The following is a 14,074-nucleotide window of genomic DNA, read 5'->3' on the forward strand; positions in this document are numbered from 1 at the left end:
TCAGCCGGCCAGCTGGTAGCCGGCTTCTTCGACGGCGCTCTGGATTACGCCGCGGTCGACCGGGGTATCGCTGTCGATGGTCACCGCGCCGCTTTCGACGTCAACGTCGACGGCTCGGACACCTGCGATCTCGCCGATCTCCTCACGGACCGACGCGGCGCAGTGGGCGCAGGTCATCCCGGTCACGGTGATGGTCGTTGTGCTCATGACTCCAGCGTACCCATACCCCCATGGGGTATGCAACCGAGGCCGGGGGGCCGCGGCTGCGACGTGCGTGGCAGCATCTGCGGTCATGCGTGTCCTGGTGCAACGGGTGGTTTCGGCCGCGGTGAAGGTCGACGGCGCGGTGGTCGGAGAGGTGTCGCGCCCCGGTGGGCAGAGCCTACTCGCGCTCGTCGGCGTCACCCACGACGACGACGCGGCCAAGTCCGCGCGACTCGCCGAAAAGCTATGGCAGCTAAGGATTCTCGACGACGAGAAGTCCGCATCTGACGTCGGTGCGCCGATCCTGGTCGTCAGCCAGTTCACGTTGTACGCCAACACCGCCAAGGGCAGGCGGCCCGCCTGGAACGCCGCGGCGCCCCGTCCCGTCGCCGAGCCGCTGGTGGACGCCTTCGCCGACGCCTTGCGGGCGCTCGGCGCGCAGGTTGCGACCGGCGTGTTCGGCGCGCACATGCGCGTCGAACTCGTCAACGACGGCCCGGTGACGCTGCTGCTCGAGTTGTGACTACTGGGCCGGCGTAACCGCGACGCCCTCCGAGGGCTGCACGATCACGAAACCCGGCCCGTAAAACGACACCTGCACGGCTTCGCCGGAGCCGCGGCCGATCAGCGCACCCGCCTTGAAGCTCATCTTCAGCTGCGTCTGCAGGTTTGCCGACCACGCCACCACCGCGTTGGTGTCGGCGAACGTCGGCGCCTCGGCGGCGTTGAGCACCACCGGCGGACCGTCGGTGGTCAGCGCCACCCAGCCGGTGCCGCGCAGCGTGGTGTTGAACAGCCCGCCCGTCGCGATGCTGCCGCCCTTCACCCGTTCGATGTTCCAGTCCAGGCTCGACGAGAACGCCAGTACGTTCTTTCCGCTGATCGACAGCCCGGAATTGGTGAGGTTCAGCAGGTGCACGTCGAACGCGCGGTCGGCGAGGAAGACGTCGCCCTGGCCTTGGCAGCGCATCAGCGGAAGGCCTTCGCCGGTCAACGCCTTCTTGAGGAACTTCGACGCCCCGCCGCCCTCGAACGCGAAGTCCACATTGCCCTGGTAGGCGACCATGGACCCCTGCCGGGCCATGAACGGCTCGCCGAGGCGTACGCGCAGCATCTTCGTGTTCTGGTTCGCGATCGCCTTGGCCTCTTTCTCGCTGAACCGGCCGTCGACGAGATCGCCTGAGATGCCCTCGAACTCACCGCCCGACGGTACGGCCTGCGCAGGCGTGCCCAACGGGGCCCGCCCGACCTGGCCTTGATGTGACACCTGATCGGTCCACCGCTGGCCGTCCCACCAGCGGTACTCGTAACGTCCCTCCGGGTCGGGACGCCAACTTGCGCTGTCGCGTGGTCCCGTCATGGCAACAAATCTAGGCACGCACTGGCATCCTGGTCACATGGCGAAGGAAATCGATCGGACCCGTGCCCGCGGCGCGCTCGCAGTGATCAAGCAGCACCCGGCGATGGTGCTGTTCGCGGTGTCACCGGTGCTCGTCGCGGTGGGACTGGTGTGGTGGCTGGTCAGCCCGGCGTTGGCCATCCTGCTGTTGATCGCCGCGGTGGCCGGCGGCGCCGCGGTCGTGCTGCGCCAGCGCAACTAATCTCGCGCGCCTTAGCCCGCGAGATTGCAAATCCGCAGCCTACTGGCACTTGTCCTGCGAATTTGCAGTTTCGCGGTAAGCAAAGCCGTACCACCAGCGATGTAACAGTGTAATCATGTAATCATGAGACATACTGTTCACGGCCGCCGCCGACCCGGCGGCTGGCAGCCGACACCGCAAGCCGACGCCAGCGAGGCACCCGACTGGTTCGCCGGCCGACTACCGCAGGGCTGGTTCGACGGCGACCCGGCCGTTGTCGTCGACCGCGAGGAGGTCACCGTCATCGGGCGTCTGCCCGACGCCGAAGGCACCGAGACATCGGAGAGCGAGGCCCACGCGTCGGGCCGGGTGGCGCGGTTCCGCGAGGAAACTCGCTCCGAGCGCATGCGCATCGCCGACGAAGCCGAAGCGCGCTACGCGCGCAAGGTGGCCTGGGGCGTAGAGATCCGGGCCGGCGACGGGGAAACCTATGAACGGATTCTGTTCACCCGCCTCGCCGTACCGGTCATGACGCGGCTGCGGCAGCCCGAGCGTCAGGTGCTCGACACGCTGGTCGACGCCGGGGTGGCGCGCTCGCGCTCCGATGCGCTGGCGTGGTCCGTGCGGCTGGTCGGGGAGCATGCCGACGAATGGCTGGGCCAGCTGCGGGAGGCGATGCGCAACGTCGACGACCTGCGCGCCCAGGGACCGCAGCTCTAGACGCGTTCGACCCCGACATACGACGAACTCAACGGGGCGGTCTGTGACAGCGGGTCCACCGCCCCGCCGGCAATGAGCAGGTTGCGGTTGACTCCGTGCGACACCGGCTGCGCTCCACCGCGCGGGTCGAAAACCCGTGAGCCCCAGCCATGGTCGATGATGACGACGCCCTGGCGCGGGCAGTCGCTGAGCACCGCCTTCATTTCGACCGCGCCGACCGGTGAGAACACCCGCACCAGATCGCCGTCGGCGACACCGAGATCGGCGGCGTCCTTGGGATGGATGACGACGTCGTTGCCCTTACCGCCCGGATGCAGGCCGGGCACATCGTTGAGCCATGAGTTCATCGAATGGCGGTGGCGCCGGTTGGCCAGCTGGAACGGATAGCCCAGCGGCGCCTCGGGGGGCGGTGCGGCGAGCAACTCGCGGGCTCGCTCGACGAATTCCGGTGGCGCGGCGTGCACCTTCTTGTCGTCGGTACGCAGCGCCCTCCGGAAATGTCCGAACTCCCTTGGCCCCAACACCATTCCATGCGGGTGGGATATGACATCGCGCCATTTGATCCGGCGGCCGTTGAACTTACGGCCTGTCGCGACCACCAGCCGGTCGATCCAGTGCGGGCCGAACTCCAGCCTCGGCCGCCCGGTGATGGCGGCCAACCTGCGGGTCGCCTTGATGAAGCCGTTGAGCCCCTTGGCCCCAAACAGCGGCGCGTTCATCGCGATCGCGAGGTCGGTGAAGATGCGCCACTCCTCGCGCGCACCGGGTGGCGGCTGCACGGCCCGCTCCCCGTACTGCAGGTACGGCTCGTCGTGCATGTTGCTGGTGAACGCCAGCAAGTCGTCGCGTTCGAGCCAGTGCACCGCGGGCAGCAGCCAATGCGCATGGCGATGGCTCTCGCGCTGCACGAAATCGATGGCCACCAAAAGATCCAACTGCGCCAGCGCGTTGTCGAGGCGCGCCCCGTCGGGCCCGGACACCACCGGGTTGCCGCTGTTGATGACCAGGGCGCGAATCTGGCCGCGGCCGGCTGTGGTGATCTCATCGGGCAGTTCGGACAAGGCGTGCGCGCCGGCGACCATCTCGCGGCCGAGCAGCCGGCTGCGGTGCGGCTTGGCCTTGACCATGCCCGCCATCCGGAGGGCGTCGACGTAACCCGGTTCGTACCTGCGACCGCCGGGACGGTCCATCCGCCCGGTGATCACGTTGAGCACGTGGCCCAGCCACTCGGCGACGGTTCCGGTCCGGTGCATCGACACACCCGTTCGGGTCACCACCATTGCGCCGCGCGCGGCGGCGAACTCGCGTGCCACCTGCTCGATCTCCCGGCGGGACAGATCGCACCGCGCGGCCAGGTCGTCGAGATCGGCGTCGGCGACCAACGTTCGCAAATCGTCGAACCCGGTGGCGAGTTCAGCGCAATCCAGGCGATGCTCGAGGCCATCGTCGAGAATGACCTTGACCAGCGCCAACAGTAGCGCCCAGTCCTGGCCGGGCCGCACTGCCAGATGAACGTCGGCCTTCTCGACGCTCTCGGTGCGCAACGGATCGACGATCACGATCTTGGCGCCCTGCTTCTGGCGCGCCAGCGCACGACGCCATCCGTTCGGCACGGTTTCCAGCCAGTTCCACGCGCTCACCGCGGGGTTGGTGCCGACCAGCAGGAAGTAATCGCAGTTGTCGATGTCGGACACCGGCGCCATCAGGATCGACCCGTACATCGCTTCAGCCACCACGTGCATGGCGTTCTGGTCGACTGAGCCCACCGCATAACGGTTCTGGGTGCCGATCGCGTCAAGCCAGCCGTTCATGAAGATGACGTTCGACGACGAAAAGCCGGCCGGGTTGCCGTAGTAAACGGCGACGCTGTCCGGTCCGCCGGCGTCGATGAGCGCGTTCATCCTGGCGGCGATATCGGCGATGGCCTCTTCCCAGGTGGCCTCGACGTAGGTGTCGCCGACGCGGCGCATCGGGTTGAGGATCCGGCGCGGATGCTCGACGACCTGGTTGGCGGTGCGCCCCTTGGCGCAGAAGTCCCGCCACGAGTGCGGGTTCTGTTTGTCGGCCGCGATCTTGGTGATGCGGTTGTGATCGACCGTCACCTCTAGACCACACGACGCCAGGCAGTACCGGCAGAACGTGTACACCGTTTCGCTCATCGGATCGAGGTTACGACGACTACACCTGCGTCATGGCCCAATAAGCACCACGCTTAGCCAGTAACTCGGCGTGGCTGCCCCGTTCGACGATGCGGCCCGCATCCAACACCACGATCAGGTCCGCATCGCGTATCGTCGAGAGCCGGTGTGCGATAAGAAAACTCGTGCGGTCCCGGCGTAGCTCGGCCATCGCCTGCTGGATCAACAGCTCGGTGCGGGTATCCACCGAACTGGTCGCCTCGTCGAGAACCAGCAGTCGCGGTTGCGCCAGCACCGCCCTGGCGATGGTGATCAGCTGCTTTTCGCCCGCGCTGATGTTGCCGCCGTCGTCGCTGACCCGGGTCTGATATCCGTCGGGCAGCGTGTGGACGAACCGGTCCACGTGGGCGGCCTTGGCGGCCGCGATCACCTCGTCTTCACCTGCGTCAGGCCGGCCATAGGCGATGTTCTCGTAGATCGTGCCGCCGAACAGCCAGGTGTCCTGCAGCACCATTCCGATCCGGGACCGCAGCGAGGCTCGGCTCACCGTCGAAATGTCCACTCCGTCGACGAGGATGCGTCCGGCGTCGACTTCGTAGAACCGCATCAGCAGGTTCACCAGCGTCGTCTTGCCGGCGCCGGTCGGCCCGACGATCGCCACCGTGCTGCCCGGTTCGGCCACCAGTGATACGTCCTGGATCACCGGGACGCCGGGACGGTAGCCGAAGCTGACATTCTCGAACTCCACCCGCCCCTTCACAGCGCTGCGCGACCGGCCCTCGCCAGCCGGGGTCTCCTCCTCTGCGTCCAACAAATCGAAAACCCGTTCCGCGCTGGCGATGCCGGACTGCAGCGTGTTGTACATCCCAGCCACCTGGGTCAGCGGCTGGTTGAACTGGCGGACGTACTGGATGAACGCCTGAATGCTGCCGAGGGTTATCTGCCCGGTGGCCACCTGCAGACCGCCGACCACCGCGACGGCGACATAGCTGAGGTTGCCGATGAACGTGGTGGCGGGCCCGACGAGACCGGAGAAGAACTGCGCACCGACGCTGGCCCGATACACGTCGTCGTTGAACTCACCGAACTGTTCGGTGGCCTTGGCACGGTGACCGAAGGTCTTGACAATCGTGAAGCCGCTGTAGGTCTCCTCGATGTGGGCGTTGAGCCGCCCGGTGTTGGTCCACTGCGCAACGAACAACCGCTGCGACCGGCGCGCGATCGCCTTGGTGGCCCACAGCGACAACGGCACGGTCACCACCGTGAGCAGCGTCAGCAGCGGTGAGATCGTCAACATCATCACCAGCACCGCGAACACGGTCAGCACCGAGGTCATGAGCTGGCTGATGGTCATCGACAGCGACGTCTGGATGTTGTCGACGTCGTTGGTGACCCGGCTGAGCACCTCGCCGCGCTGACGGGAATCGAAGTAGGACAACGGCATCCGGTGCACCTTGTCCTCGACGTCAGAACGCAGCTTCACCATCGTCCGCTGCACCACAACGTTGAGGATCCGAAACTGCAGCCAGACCAACAGCGCAGCAATCAGATACAGGCCGAGGGCAAGGAGCAGGGTGCGGCCGACGGCGCCGAAGTCGACGCCACGACCCGGTACGACGTCCATACCGGAGAGCAGGTCGGCGTAGGTGTTGTCACCGCGGGCGCGCGCGGCATCGATCGCCTGCTGTTTGGTGAGCCCCGCAGGCAGTTGCCGTCCGATCACACCGTTGAACAACAAGTCGGTGGCGTGCCCGAGGATCCGCGGCCCGATCACGCTGATCGCGATGCCGCCGATACCCAACAGGATCACAGTCGTGGCCAGTGCGCGCTGCGGCGTCAGCCATTTCACCAGCCGGACAGCCGAACCGGTGAAGTCGCGCGACCGTTCGGTCGGGGCCTGCACCACACCGCGGATGGGCCGCGCCATCGGCCCGGTCATTGCGCACCCCCGACGCCGGCGCTCAGCGATTGTGAGTCGGCGAACTGCGCGTACTGCGCGCACTGGGTCAACAGCATCTCGTGGGTGCCGACGCCCACCACGCGGCCGTCGTCGACGACGACGATCTGATCGGCTTGGGCGACCGTCGAAATCCGCTGCGACACAAGGATGACCGTTGCGGCCGACGATACGTCACGCAATGCGGTCCGCACCCGCAGGTCGGTGTGTACATCGAGCGCCGAGAAGGCGTCGTCGAACAGATAGATCGCGGGCCGGCGGATGACCGCACGAGCGATGGCCAGCCGTTGCCGTTGCCCGCCGGAGAAGTTGATGCCGCCCTGGGCGACCCGCATCGACAGCCCGTCGGGGTGGGCGCGGACGAAGTCGTCGGCGGCGGCCACCCGCAGCGCTTCCCACATCTCGTCAACGGTGGCCACCTGGCCGGGCGACACGCCCAGTTGCAGGTTGTCGGCCACCGTGCCGGAGAACAGGTAGCCGCGCTGGGGCACAAGGCCGATCGTCGACCACAGCTGCTCGGGGTCGTAGTCGCGGACGTCGACGCCGTCGATGCGCACCGAACCCGACGTCACGTCATACAGCCGGCAGATCAGCGCCAGCAGCGTCGACTTGCCCGATCCGGTGGAGCCGACGACGGCCGTCGTCGTCCCCGGCTGCGCGATCAACGAAACATCCTGCAGCACCGGGCGTTCAGCCCCGGGATACTGAAACGTCGCTGACTGCAGCTGGATCTGGCCGCCGATCGCGGCCGGCCTTACCGGATGTGGCGGGCTGGTGATCTGTGGTTCGGTGGACAGCACCTCGGTGATTCGTTCGGCGCACACCGATGCCCGGGGAACGATGACGAGGATGAACGTCGCCAACAGCACCGCCATCAGAATCTGCATGAAGTAGGACAAGAACGCGATCAAGGCGCCGACCTGCATCTGTCCGGCATCGATGCGCAAGCCGCCGAACCAGATCAGCGCGACGCTGGAGACGTTGATGACCAGCGTCGTCACCGGCAACATCAGCGCTTGCCAGCGGCCCGCTTCCACCGCGGTGTCGGCCAACGCGTGGTTGGCTTCGGCGAAGCGGTTGCGTTCGAAGGCTTCCCGGGCGAACGCGCGGATCACCCGGATACCGGCGAGCTGGTCGCGCATCACCCGGTTGACGCCGTCGATCTGGCGCTGGATGCGCCGGAAGACCGGCAGCAGACGCGAGACGATCCAGTAGTTGGCCGCGGCCAGCACGGGCACGGCGACCGCCAGCAGCCACGACAGGCCGACGTCGAGGTGCATGGCCATGACGATGCCGCCGATGGACATGATCGGCGCGGTGATCAGCATGGTGCAGGTCAGCTGCACTAGCACCTGGATCTGTTGGACGTCGTTGGTGGTGCGGGTCAGCAGCGACGGCGCGCCGAAGCGTGCCGTCTCCTCGGCGGAAAAGCTCGTCACGTGGTGAAACATCGCCGAGCGCAGATCACGGCCGAACCCCATGCCCGCCCGCGACCCGAAGAACACCGCACCTACCGCGCAGAGCACCTGCAGGGCGGTGACGGCGAGCATCACCCCACCCAGTTCCACGATGGTGGCCAGATCGCCCTTGGCCACGCCCTCGTCGATGATGGCCGCGTTGACCGTGGGCAGGTACAACGAGGCCAGCGTGCTGATCACCTGAAGCAGCGCGACGGTAGCGAGCAGCCGCCGGTACGGCCGCGCATACTGTCGCAGCAGCGCCCACAACATCTGGCTACTGTCGCACACCGGTTGCGGTCACCGTCTGATGCGAAACACCTGGGCTTCCGTGAACGACGCAGGTCAATGGGGATGTCGGTGGTTGACCTGATGAGCTGCCGCTACAGTGCATGACGTGACCCCCACCACCCGCGCGAATCTTCTGCGGCTTGCTGTGGCGGCTGCGGTTATCAGCCCACTGGTCGCCTGCTCGGATTCAGAGCCCACCGGCCCTGAGGTGCCGCAAACGTCGGCGCCGACGCAGAACGTCTCCCACGGTCCGTTCTTTCCGCAGTGCGGCGGCGTCAGCGACGAGGAGATCGGTGCGCAGACCCGGGTGCCCGGCCTGGTCAACACCGCCAAGACCTCGGTGGGATGCCAGTGGCTGGCCGGCGGCAACATCCTGGGCCCGCATTTCTCGTTCACCTGGTTCCGGGGCAGCCCCATCGGGCGGGAACGCAAGACCGAGGAGCTCACGCGGGCAAGCGTGGAAGACATCACGATCGAGGGCCACGACGGCTTCATTGCGCTGGGCGAGGACCCGATGCTGGGCAACAACCTGTGCGAGATCGGCATCCAGTTCGGTGACGACTTCATCGAGTGGTCGGTCAGCTACATCCAGAAGCCGTTTCCCGATCCATGCGATGTTGCCAAGGAACTGACCCGCCAATCGATTGTGAACTCGGAATGAGACGCCGCCCAATCCGTCGCGCCGTAGCCGCGTGCTTCGTGACGCTGGCCGGGCTTTCGTTGCTGGCCGGGTGCACCCAGACCGTCGAGGGCACCGCGGCCAAGTCCGGATCGGGCGGCGTCCCCAGGAACGAGACCTCCGAGCGGGAGTACCCGAACCTGCTCAAGGAGTGCGACGTGCTGACCGAGGACATCCTCGCCGAGACCGTCGGCGCCGACCCGCTCGACATCCAGAGCACCTTCGTCGGCGCGGTGTGCCGCTGGCAGGCCCTCAACCCGTCGGGGCTGGTCGACATCACCCGGTTCTGGTTCGAGCTGGGCGACCTCGAAAACGAGCGCGAGACCGCGCAGCGGTTGGACTACCGCATCGAAGACCGGTCGGTGGCCGGTATCCGCTCGATCGTGATGCGTCCCGACGATCCGAACGGCGCCTGCGGGGTGGCCAGCGACGCCGCGGGCGTGGTCGGGTGGTGGGTCAACCCGCAGTCACCGGGCATGGACGCCTGCGAGATGGCGCTGAAGCTGATGGAGCTGACGCTGGCGACCCGCGCTTAACCTGCGATTTGTGTGCGTCGTGTTGCGGTGTGCGCGCCTAAACGCACACGAACCGCTAGCGCGGCACGTGGAAGGCGACCAGGTGCGCACCACTGAGCGCCAATTCCGGCCACGGCTGCTCGGTGCGCAGCACCGCGATCGCCGAGGTCGGAAACTTGGTGGAAATGTGTTCGACCGCAGCGCTGTTGCTGCCGTCGGGACTGGCCAGCCCCAACGCGACAGATGACATCGCCGGCTCGTGTCCGACCACCAGCAGGGTCCGCACGCCGGATGGGAAATGTGACGGCGTCCGGTTGATGTCGCCGATGACGGTGCCGGGGGTCGCGTCGTAGAGCCGGTCGACGTATTCGACGGGCGCCTCGATACCGGTGCGCTGCAGCGTCTGGCGGGTGCGTACGGCCGTCGAGCACAGCACCGCATCGATCTCGGGCGTGTGTGCGCGCAGCCAGTCGCCGGCCAGCGCGGCCTCGCGTACCCCGCGCGCCGCCAACGGCCGCTGGTGATCGTCCACCCCCGGCGGATAGTCCGACTTGCCGTGACGAAGCAGCAGCAGCGTGCGGTGGGAGTCGCTCACCCGACCCACGGTAGGCCATGCCGTTGCACCTCCCCGGACTTGTCGGTGCCCGGTCATACACTCGCGATGCCCAGAGAAAGTACCGAGGGCGCCACGAGGGGAAGGGCTGAGCCGAGATGCGTTTCGTGCACACCGCCGACTGGCAGCTTGGTATGACCCGCTACTTCCTCAACGGTGAGGCACAGCCCCGGTATTCGGCCGCCCGCCGCGACGTGGTGGCCGGCCTCGACTCGGTGGCGGCCGACACCGGCGCGGAGTTCGTGGTGGTCGCCGGCGACGTGTTCGAACACAACCAGCTGGCCCCCCGCGATGTGAGCCTGTCGCTGGAAGCCATGCGCGCCATCGGTATTCCGGTGTACCTGCTGCCGGGCAACCACGACCCACTGGACGCGTCATCGGTGTACACCAGTGCGCTGTTCACCCAAGAATGCCCGGACAACGTGACGGTGCTGGACCGCGCGGGCGTGCACGAGGTGCGGCCCGGGTTGCAGCTGGTGGCAGCGCCGTGGACCTCCAAGGCTCCGCGCACCGACCCCGTCGCCGACGTGCTCGCCGACCTGCCCGCCGACGGGGTGACCAGGATCGTCGTCGGGCACGGCGCCGTCGACATCCACGTGCCCGACCAGGACCGGCCTTCGCTGATCCGGCTGGCGGCGCTGGAGGAGGCCGTCAACCGCGGCGCTGTGCACTATGTCGCGTTGGGCGACAAGCACTCTCGGATGCAGGTGGGCTCCACCGGCCGGATCTGGTATTCGGGGTCGCCGGAGGTCACCAACTACGACGACATCGAACCCGATCCGGGGCATGTGCTGGTGGTCGAGGTCGAAGAGGACGACCCCGCGCATCCGGTCCGGGTCGAACCGCACAAGGTGGGCCGCTGGCGGTTCGTCACGCTGCGCCGTTCGGTGGACAACAACCGCGATGTGGCCGACCTCGATATCAACCTCGACTGCCTGCCCGACAAGGAACGCACGGTCGTGCGGATCGCGTTGAACGGATCGCTGACCGTGACCGACAAGGCGGCGCTCGACGCCTGCCTGGACAAATACCTGCGGCGGTTCGCCGCGTTGACTGTGTGGGACAAGCAATCCGACATCGCGGTCGTGCCCGCCGACGGGGAATTCGACGATTTGGGCATCGGCGGCTTCGCGGCAGCCGCGGTCGACGAGTTGGTCACGACCGCGCGCGCGGACGGCGCCGCCGCCGACGACGCGCGCGCGGCGCTGGCGCTGCTGCTGCGGCTGGCCGATAGGGGAGTGGCATGAAGCTGCACCGCATGGTGTTGACGAACTACCGCGGGATCACCCGCCGCGAGATCAACTTTCCCGACCGCGGCGTCGTGGTGGTCAGCGGCGCCAACGAGATCGGCAAGTCGTCGATGATCGAGGCGCTGGACCTGCTGCTGGAGGCCAAAGACCGCTCGGCTAAAAAGGAAGTCAAACAGGTCAAGCCGACGCACGCCGACGTCGGCGCCGAGATCACGGCCGAAATATCGACCGGCCCTTACCGCTTCGAGTACCGCAAGCGGTTCCACAAGCGCTGCGAGACCGCGTTGACCGTGTTCGCCCCGCACCGCGAACAACTCACCGGTGACGAAGCGCACGACCGGGTGCGGGCCATCCTCGACGAGACGGTCGACACCGGGTTGTGGCAGGCGCACCGCGTGTTGCAGTCGACGTCGACGGCCGCCGTGGACCTGTCGGGCTGTGACGCGTTGTCGCGGGCGCTGGATGTGGCCGCCGGCGAGGCGCAGCCGGACGCCTCGCAGCCCGGGGCGACGGGCGCCGAGGCGCTGCTGATTGACCGTGTCGAGGAGGAGTACCTGCGCTACTTCACCCGCACCGGCAGGCCCACCGGCGAGTGGGCGGCGGTGACCAACCGGTTGCGCGACGCCGAACAGGAGTTGGCGCGGTGCGCGGCCGCGGTCGCTGAGGTCGACGACGCGCTACGCCGCCATAACGAGTTGACCGAAAACCTCGGCCGGGCCGCTGTGCAACGTGCTGAGGCGGCAAAGCGGCTCGCCGCGGCGCAGCAGGCCGCGGAGGCCGTCGCCGAGCTGACGCGGCAACTCAAGGAAGCCGAGCTGGTGGCCGCGGCGACCGACGCCGCGCATCAGGCCGCGATCACCGCGGTGACCGAACGACGCCGGCTGCGCGCCGACATCGACGAGCGCGCCGCCGCGATCGCCGAACTGCAGGCCTCGGTCACCGAGGCCGCCGACGAGCACGCCACCGCCACCGAGGTGGCGCAGGCCGCTGACGTCGCGGCCGATGAAGCCAGGACGGCATTGGAAGACGCCCGGACCCGCGTCGAGGCGGCCAGGCAAGCTGTGCAGGCCCTCGCCGATCGTGAGGAGGCGGGCCGGCTTACGACCCGGATCGCCAAGATCGACGCGGCGCAGCGCGACCTCGAGCGGGTGCACACCGAGCTTGTGGACAACATGCTGACCGATGAGCTGATGCGTGCGATCGAGGCCGCCGACGTCGCCGTGCAACGCGCGGCGGGGCAAGCCGAGTTGACGTCGGCGCGGGTGGAGCTCACGGCGGTCGCCGATGTCGAGCTACGCGTCGACGGTGAACCGGTCGATTTGCAAGCCGGATCGATATGGTCGTCGAACCTCGGCGCGCCGACCGACATCGAACTGCCCGGAGTGATCACCGCGCGAGTGGTCCCCGGCGCCACGGCCACCGAGACACGCGCGCAACTTGTTGCCGCCCAAGAGGATTTGGCTGAAGCACTAGCCAAGGCCGGCGTCGACGATGTCGCAACGGCGCGGCTGCGCCACCAGCGGCGTCGCGAACTGACCGCCGAGCGCGACCGGTTGCGCGCCACCGTTGACGCGCTGACCGGTGACGACACCGCCGATGCGCTGAGGTCGCGGCTTGCCGAACTCGGCGAGCATGCTGGCGCCGACGTGGACGGATCTCGCGACGCCGCGCAGGTCCGTGCCGAACTCGACGCCGCGTCGGCCGCCTACCAACGGGCGGTCTCGGAGTGCGAAACACACCGCAAGGTCGCCGAGGAGGCGGCCAAACGGCTGGGCGAACGCACGGTGCGCGCTGCGGCGCTGCGAGAGAAACTCACCGCCGTCGAGGCCGAAATCGCTGCGGCCCGTGAGCGTTTGGCCGAGCAGCGGGCGGCGGCCTCCGACGACGAGCTGGCCGTCAACGCCGAGACGCACGGTGAAAAAGCGCAGCGGGCGGCCGGGCTGGTCGCGGAGTTGGGCGAAGAACTGACGGGCACCGCGCCGGAGACCGTCGCGACGACGCTGCGTGATGCCACCCAACGCGCCGATGAGCTGGGCACCCGCCATGACGAGTTGGCCGAGACCCTGCGGGAGCTGTCGGCTCAGTTGCGGGTCTACGGCACCCAGGGCCGCAAGAGCCAACTCGACGACGCCGAGACCGAGCGGGAACACGCCCACACCGAGTACGAGCGGGTCCGCCGCCGGGCGCGCGCCGCAGAACTGCTGCGTTCGGTGATCACCCGGCACCGCGACGCGACGCGGCTTCGCTACGTCGAGCCGTTCCGCGCCGAGGTGGAACGATTGGGCCGCATCGTCTTCGGCGACACCTTCGAGGTAGAAATCGACAGCGCGCTACGGATTTGCAGCCGCACGCTGTCGGGCCGCACCGTCCCGTACGACTCGTTGTCCGGCGGCGCCAAGGAGCAGTTGGGCATCGTCGCCCGGCTTGCCAGCGCGGCGCTGGTGGCCCACGAGGACACCGTTCCGGTGGTGATCGACGATGCGCTCGGGTTCACCGACGTCGACCGGCTGGCCAAGATGGGAGCGGTGTTCAACGCCGTCGGCGGCGACGGTCAGGTGATCGTGTTGACGTGTAACGCGCAGCGCTACGCCGGTATCGAGGGCGCCCAACACATCGAGTTGGCGGCGTCGGCATAGTTCGTCACGCTGACCTGGGCCGGGTTGGCGACGG

At 67.8% G+C, this 14,074-nt stretch carries 13 protein-coding genes; 7 read left to right on the plus strand and 6 right to left on the minus strand.

From position 1 onward, the window contains the following. Window positions 1-207: a heavy-metal-associated domain-containing protein gene (locus ABQF13_RS14720; protein ID WP_448393477.1), complete on the minus strand. Its 207-nt coding sequence runs from the start codon at window positions 205-207 to the stop codon at window positions 1-3. A gap of 85 nt (window positions 208-292) precedes the next feature. Here ABQF13_RS14720 and dtd point away from each other — a divergent pair, with 85 nt between their 5' ends. After that, entirely contained in the window at window positions 293-727 is a 435-nt protein-coding gene (gene dtd, locus ABQF13_RS14725) for a D-aminoacyl-tRNA deacylase (protein WP_448393478.1), read from the plus strand. Here dtd and ABQF13_RS14730 read toward each other — a convergent pair whose 3' ends face one another. Next, window positions 728-1,564, minus strand: a complete 837-nt coding sequence (locus tag ABQF13_RS14730) for an AIM24 family protein (RefSeq protein WP_448393479.1) — start codon at window positions 1,562-1,564, stop codon at window positions 728-730. A 37-nt stretch (window positions 1,565-1,601) separates the two neighbouring features. Here ABQF13_RS14730 and ABQF13_RS14735 point away from each other — a divergent pair, with 37 nt between their 5' ends. Together ABQF13_RS14735 and ABQF13_RS14740 are read left to right on the plus strand one after the other, a co-directional pair. After that, window positions 1,602-1,805, plus strand: a complete 204-nt coding sequence (locus ABQF13_RS14735) for a hypothetical protein (protein ID WP_448393480.1) — start codon at window positions 1,602-1,604, stop codon at window positions 1,803-1,805. 123 nt (window positions 1,806-1,928) lie between these two features. After that, window positions 1,929-2,504, plus strand: a complete 576-nt coding sequence (locus ABQF13_RS14740; protein ID WP_448393481.1) for an ATP-binding transcription factor AbmR — start codon at window positions 1,929-1,931, stop codon at window positions 2,502-2,504. On the opposite strand, the gene ABQF13_RS14745 is transcribed toward ABQF13_RS14740, so the two are convergent. Genes ABQF13_RS14745 through ABQF13_RS14755 form a run of 3 tightly spaced genes read right to left on the minus strand, consistent with a single transcriptional unit; the run spans window position 2,501 to window position 8,329 of the window. Beyond that, window positions 2,501-4,663 (minus strand): molybdopterin-containing oxidoreductase family protein, encoded by a 2,163-nt coding sequence (locus ABQF13_RS14745; RefSeq protein WP_448393482.1) that lies wholly within the window; start codon window positions 4,661-4,663, stop codon window positions 2,501-2,503. The genes ABQF13_RS14740 and ABQF13_RS14745 overlap by 4 nt on opposite strands. A gap of 19 nt (window positions 4,664-4,682) precedes the next feature. After that, complete coding sequence (locus tag ABQF13_RS14750; protein ID WP_448393483.1) at window positions 4,683-6,581, minus strand: ABC transporter ATP-binding protein; 1,899 nt, start codon at window positions 6,579-6,581, stop codon at window positions 4,683-4,685. Continuing rightward, entirely contained in the window at window positions 6,578-8,329 is a 1,752-nt protein-coding gene (locus ABQF13_RS14755) for an ABC transporter ATP-binding protein (RefSeq protein ID WP_448393484.1), read from the minus strand. The genes ABQF13_RS14750 and ABQF13_RS14755 overlap by 4 nt, the downstream gene beginning before the upstream one ends. 115 nt (window positions 8,330-8,444) lie before the next feature. Here ABQF13_RS14755 and ABQF13_RS14760 point away from each other — a divergent pair, with 115 nt between their 5' ends. After that, complete coding sequence (locus tag ABQF13_RS14760) at window positions 8,445-9,008, plus strand: DUF3558 domain-containing protein (protein ID WP_448393485.1); 564 nt, start codon at window positions 8,445-8,447, stop codon at window positions 9,006-9,008. After that, window positions 9,005-9,562 carry a DUF3558 domain-containing protein gene (locus tag ABQF13_RS14765; protein ID WP_448393486.1) on the plus strand — a complete coding sequence of 186 codons (558 nt, stop codon included), beginning with the start codon at window positions 9,005-9,007 and terminating at the stop codon, window positions 9,560-9,562. Before ABQF13_RS14760 ends, ABQF13_RS14765 begins: the two co-directional genes overlap by 4 nt. 55 nt (window positions 9,563-9,617) lie before the next feature. On the opposite strand, the gene ABQF13_RS14770 is transcribed toward ABQF13_RS14765, so the two are convergent. Continuing rightward, entirely contained in the window at window positions 9,618-10,136 is a 519-nt protein-coding gene (locus ABQF13_RS14770) for a SixA phosphatase family protein (protein WP_448393487.1), read from the minus strand. A 116-nt stretch (window positions 10,137-10,252) separates the two neighbouring features. Here ABQF13_RS14770 and ABQF13_RS14775 point away from each other — a divergent pair, with 116 nt between their 5' ends. Both ABQF13_RS14775 and ABQF13_RS14780 read left to right on the plus strand, forming a co-directional pair. Next, window positions 10,253-11,401 carry a metallophosphoesterase family protein gene (locus ABQF13_RS14775; protein WP_448393488.1) on the plus strand — a complete coding sequence of 383 codons (1,149 nt, stop codon included), beginning with the start codon at window positions 10,253-10,255 and terminating at the stop codon, window positions 11,399-11,401. Further along, on the plus strand, window positions 11,398-14,040 hold the full coding sequence (locus ABQF13_RS14780) for an AAA family ATPase (protein WP_448393489.1): 2,643 nt from the start codon (window positions 11,398-11,400) through the stop codon (window positions 14,038-14,040). Before ABQF13_RS14775 ends, ABQF13_RS14780 begins: the two co-directional genes overlap by 4 nt. The last annotated feature ends 34 nt before the right edge of the window (window positions 14,041-14,074 follow it).

It is taken from the genome of Mycolicibacterium sp. XJ879, assembly GCF_053483935.1.

What these genes read in the sequence shown, in the direction of transcription:
- ABQF13_RS14755 (WP_448393484.1), bottom strand. Translation starts at nt 8,329, where the DNA reads ATGTTGTGGGCGCTGCTGCGACAGTATGCGCGGCCGTACCGGCGGCTG.
- ABQF13_RS14745 (WP_448393482.1), bottom strand. Translation starts at nt 4,663, where the DNA reads ATGAGCGAAACGGTGTACACGTTCTGCCGGTACTGCCTGGCGTCGTGT.
- ABQF13_RS14750 (WP_448393483.1), bottom strand. Translation starts at nt 6,581, where the DNA reads ATGACCGGGCCGATGGCGCGGCCCATCCGCGGTGTGGTGCAGGCCCCG.
- ABQF13_RS14735 (WP_448393480.1), top strand. Translation starts at nt 1,602, where the DNA reads ATGGCGAAGGAAATCGATCGGACCCGTGCCCGCGGCGCGCTCGCAGTG.
- ABQF13_RS14780 (WP_448393489.1), top strand. Translation starts at nt 11,398, where the DNA reads ATGAAGCTGCACCGCATGGTGTTGACGAACTACCGCGGGATCACCCGC.
- ABQF13_RS14740 (WP_448393481.1), top strand. Translation starts at nt 1,929, where the DNA reads ATGAGACATACTGTTCACGGCCGCCGCCGACCCGGCGGCTGGCAGCCG.
- dtd (WP_448393478.1), top strand. Translation starts at nt 293, where the DNA reads ATGCGTGTCCTGGTGCAACGGGTGGTTTCGGCCGCGGTGAAGGTCGAC.
- ABQF13_RS14775 (WP_448393488.1), top strand. Translation starts at nt 10,253, where the DNA reads ATGCGTTTCGTGCACACCGCCGACTGGCAGCTTGGTATGACCCGCTAC.
- ABQF13_RS14730 (WP_448393479.1), bottom strand. Translation starts at nt 1,564, where the DNA reads ATGACGGGACCACGCGACAGCGCAAGTTGGCGTCCCGACCCGGAGGGA.
- ABQF13_RS14720 (WP_448393477.1), bottom strand. Translation starts at nt 207, where the DNA reads ATGAGCACAACGACCATCACCGTGACCGGGATGACCTGCGCCCACTGC.
- ABQF13_RS14765 (WP_448393486.1), top strand. Translation starts at nt 9,005, where the DNA reads ATGAGACGCCGCCCAATCCGTCGCGCCGTAGCCGCGTGCTTCGTGACG.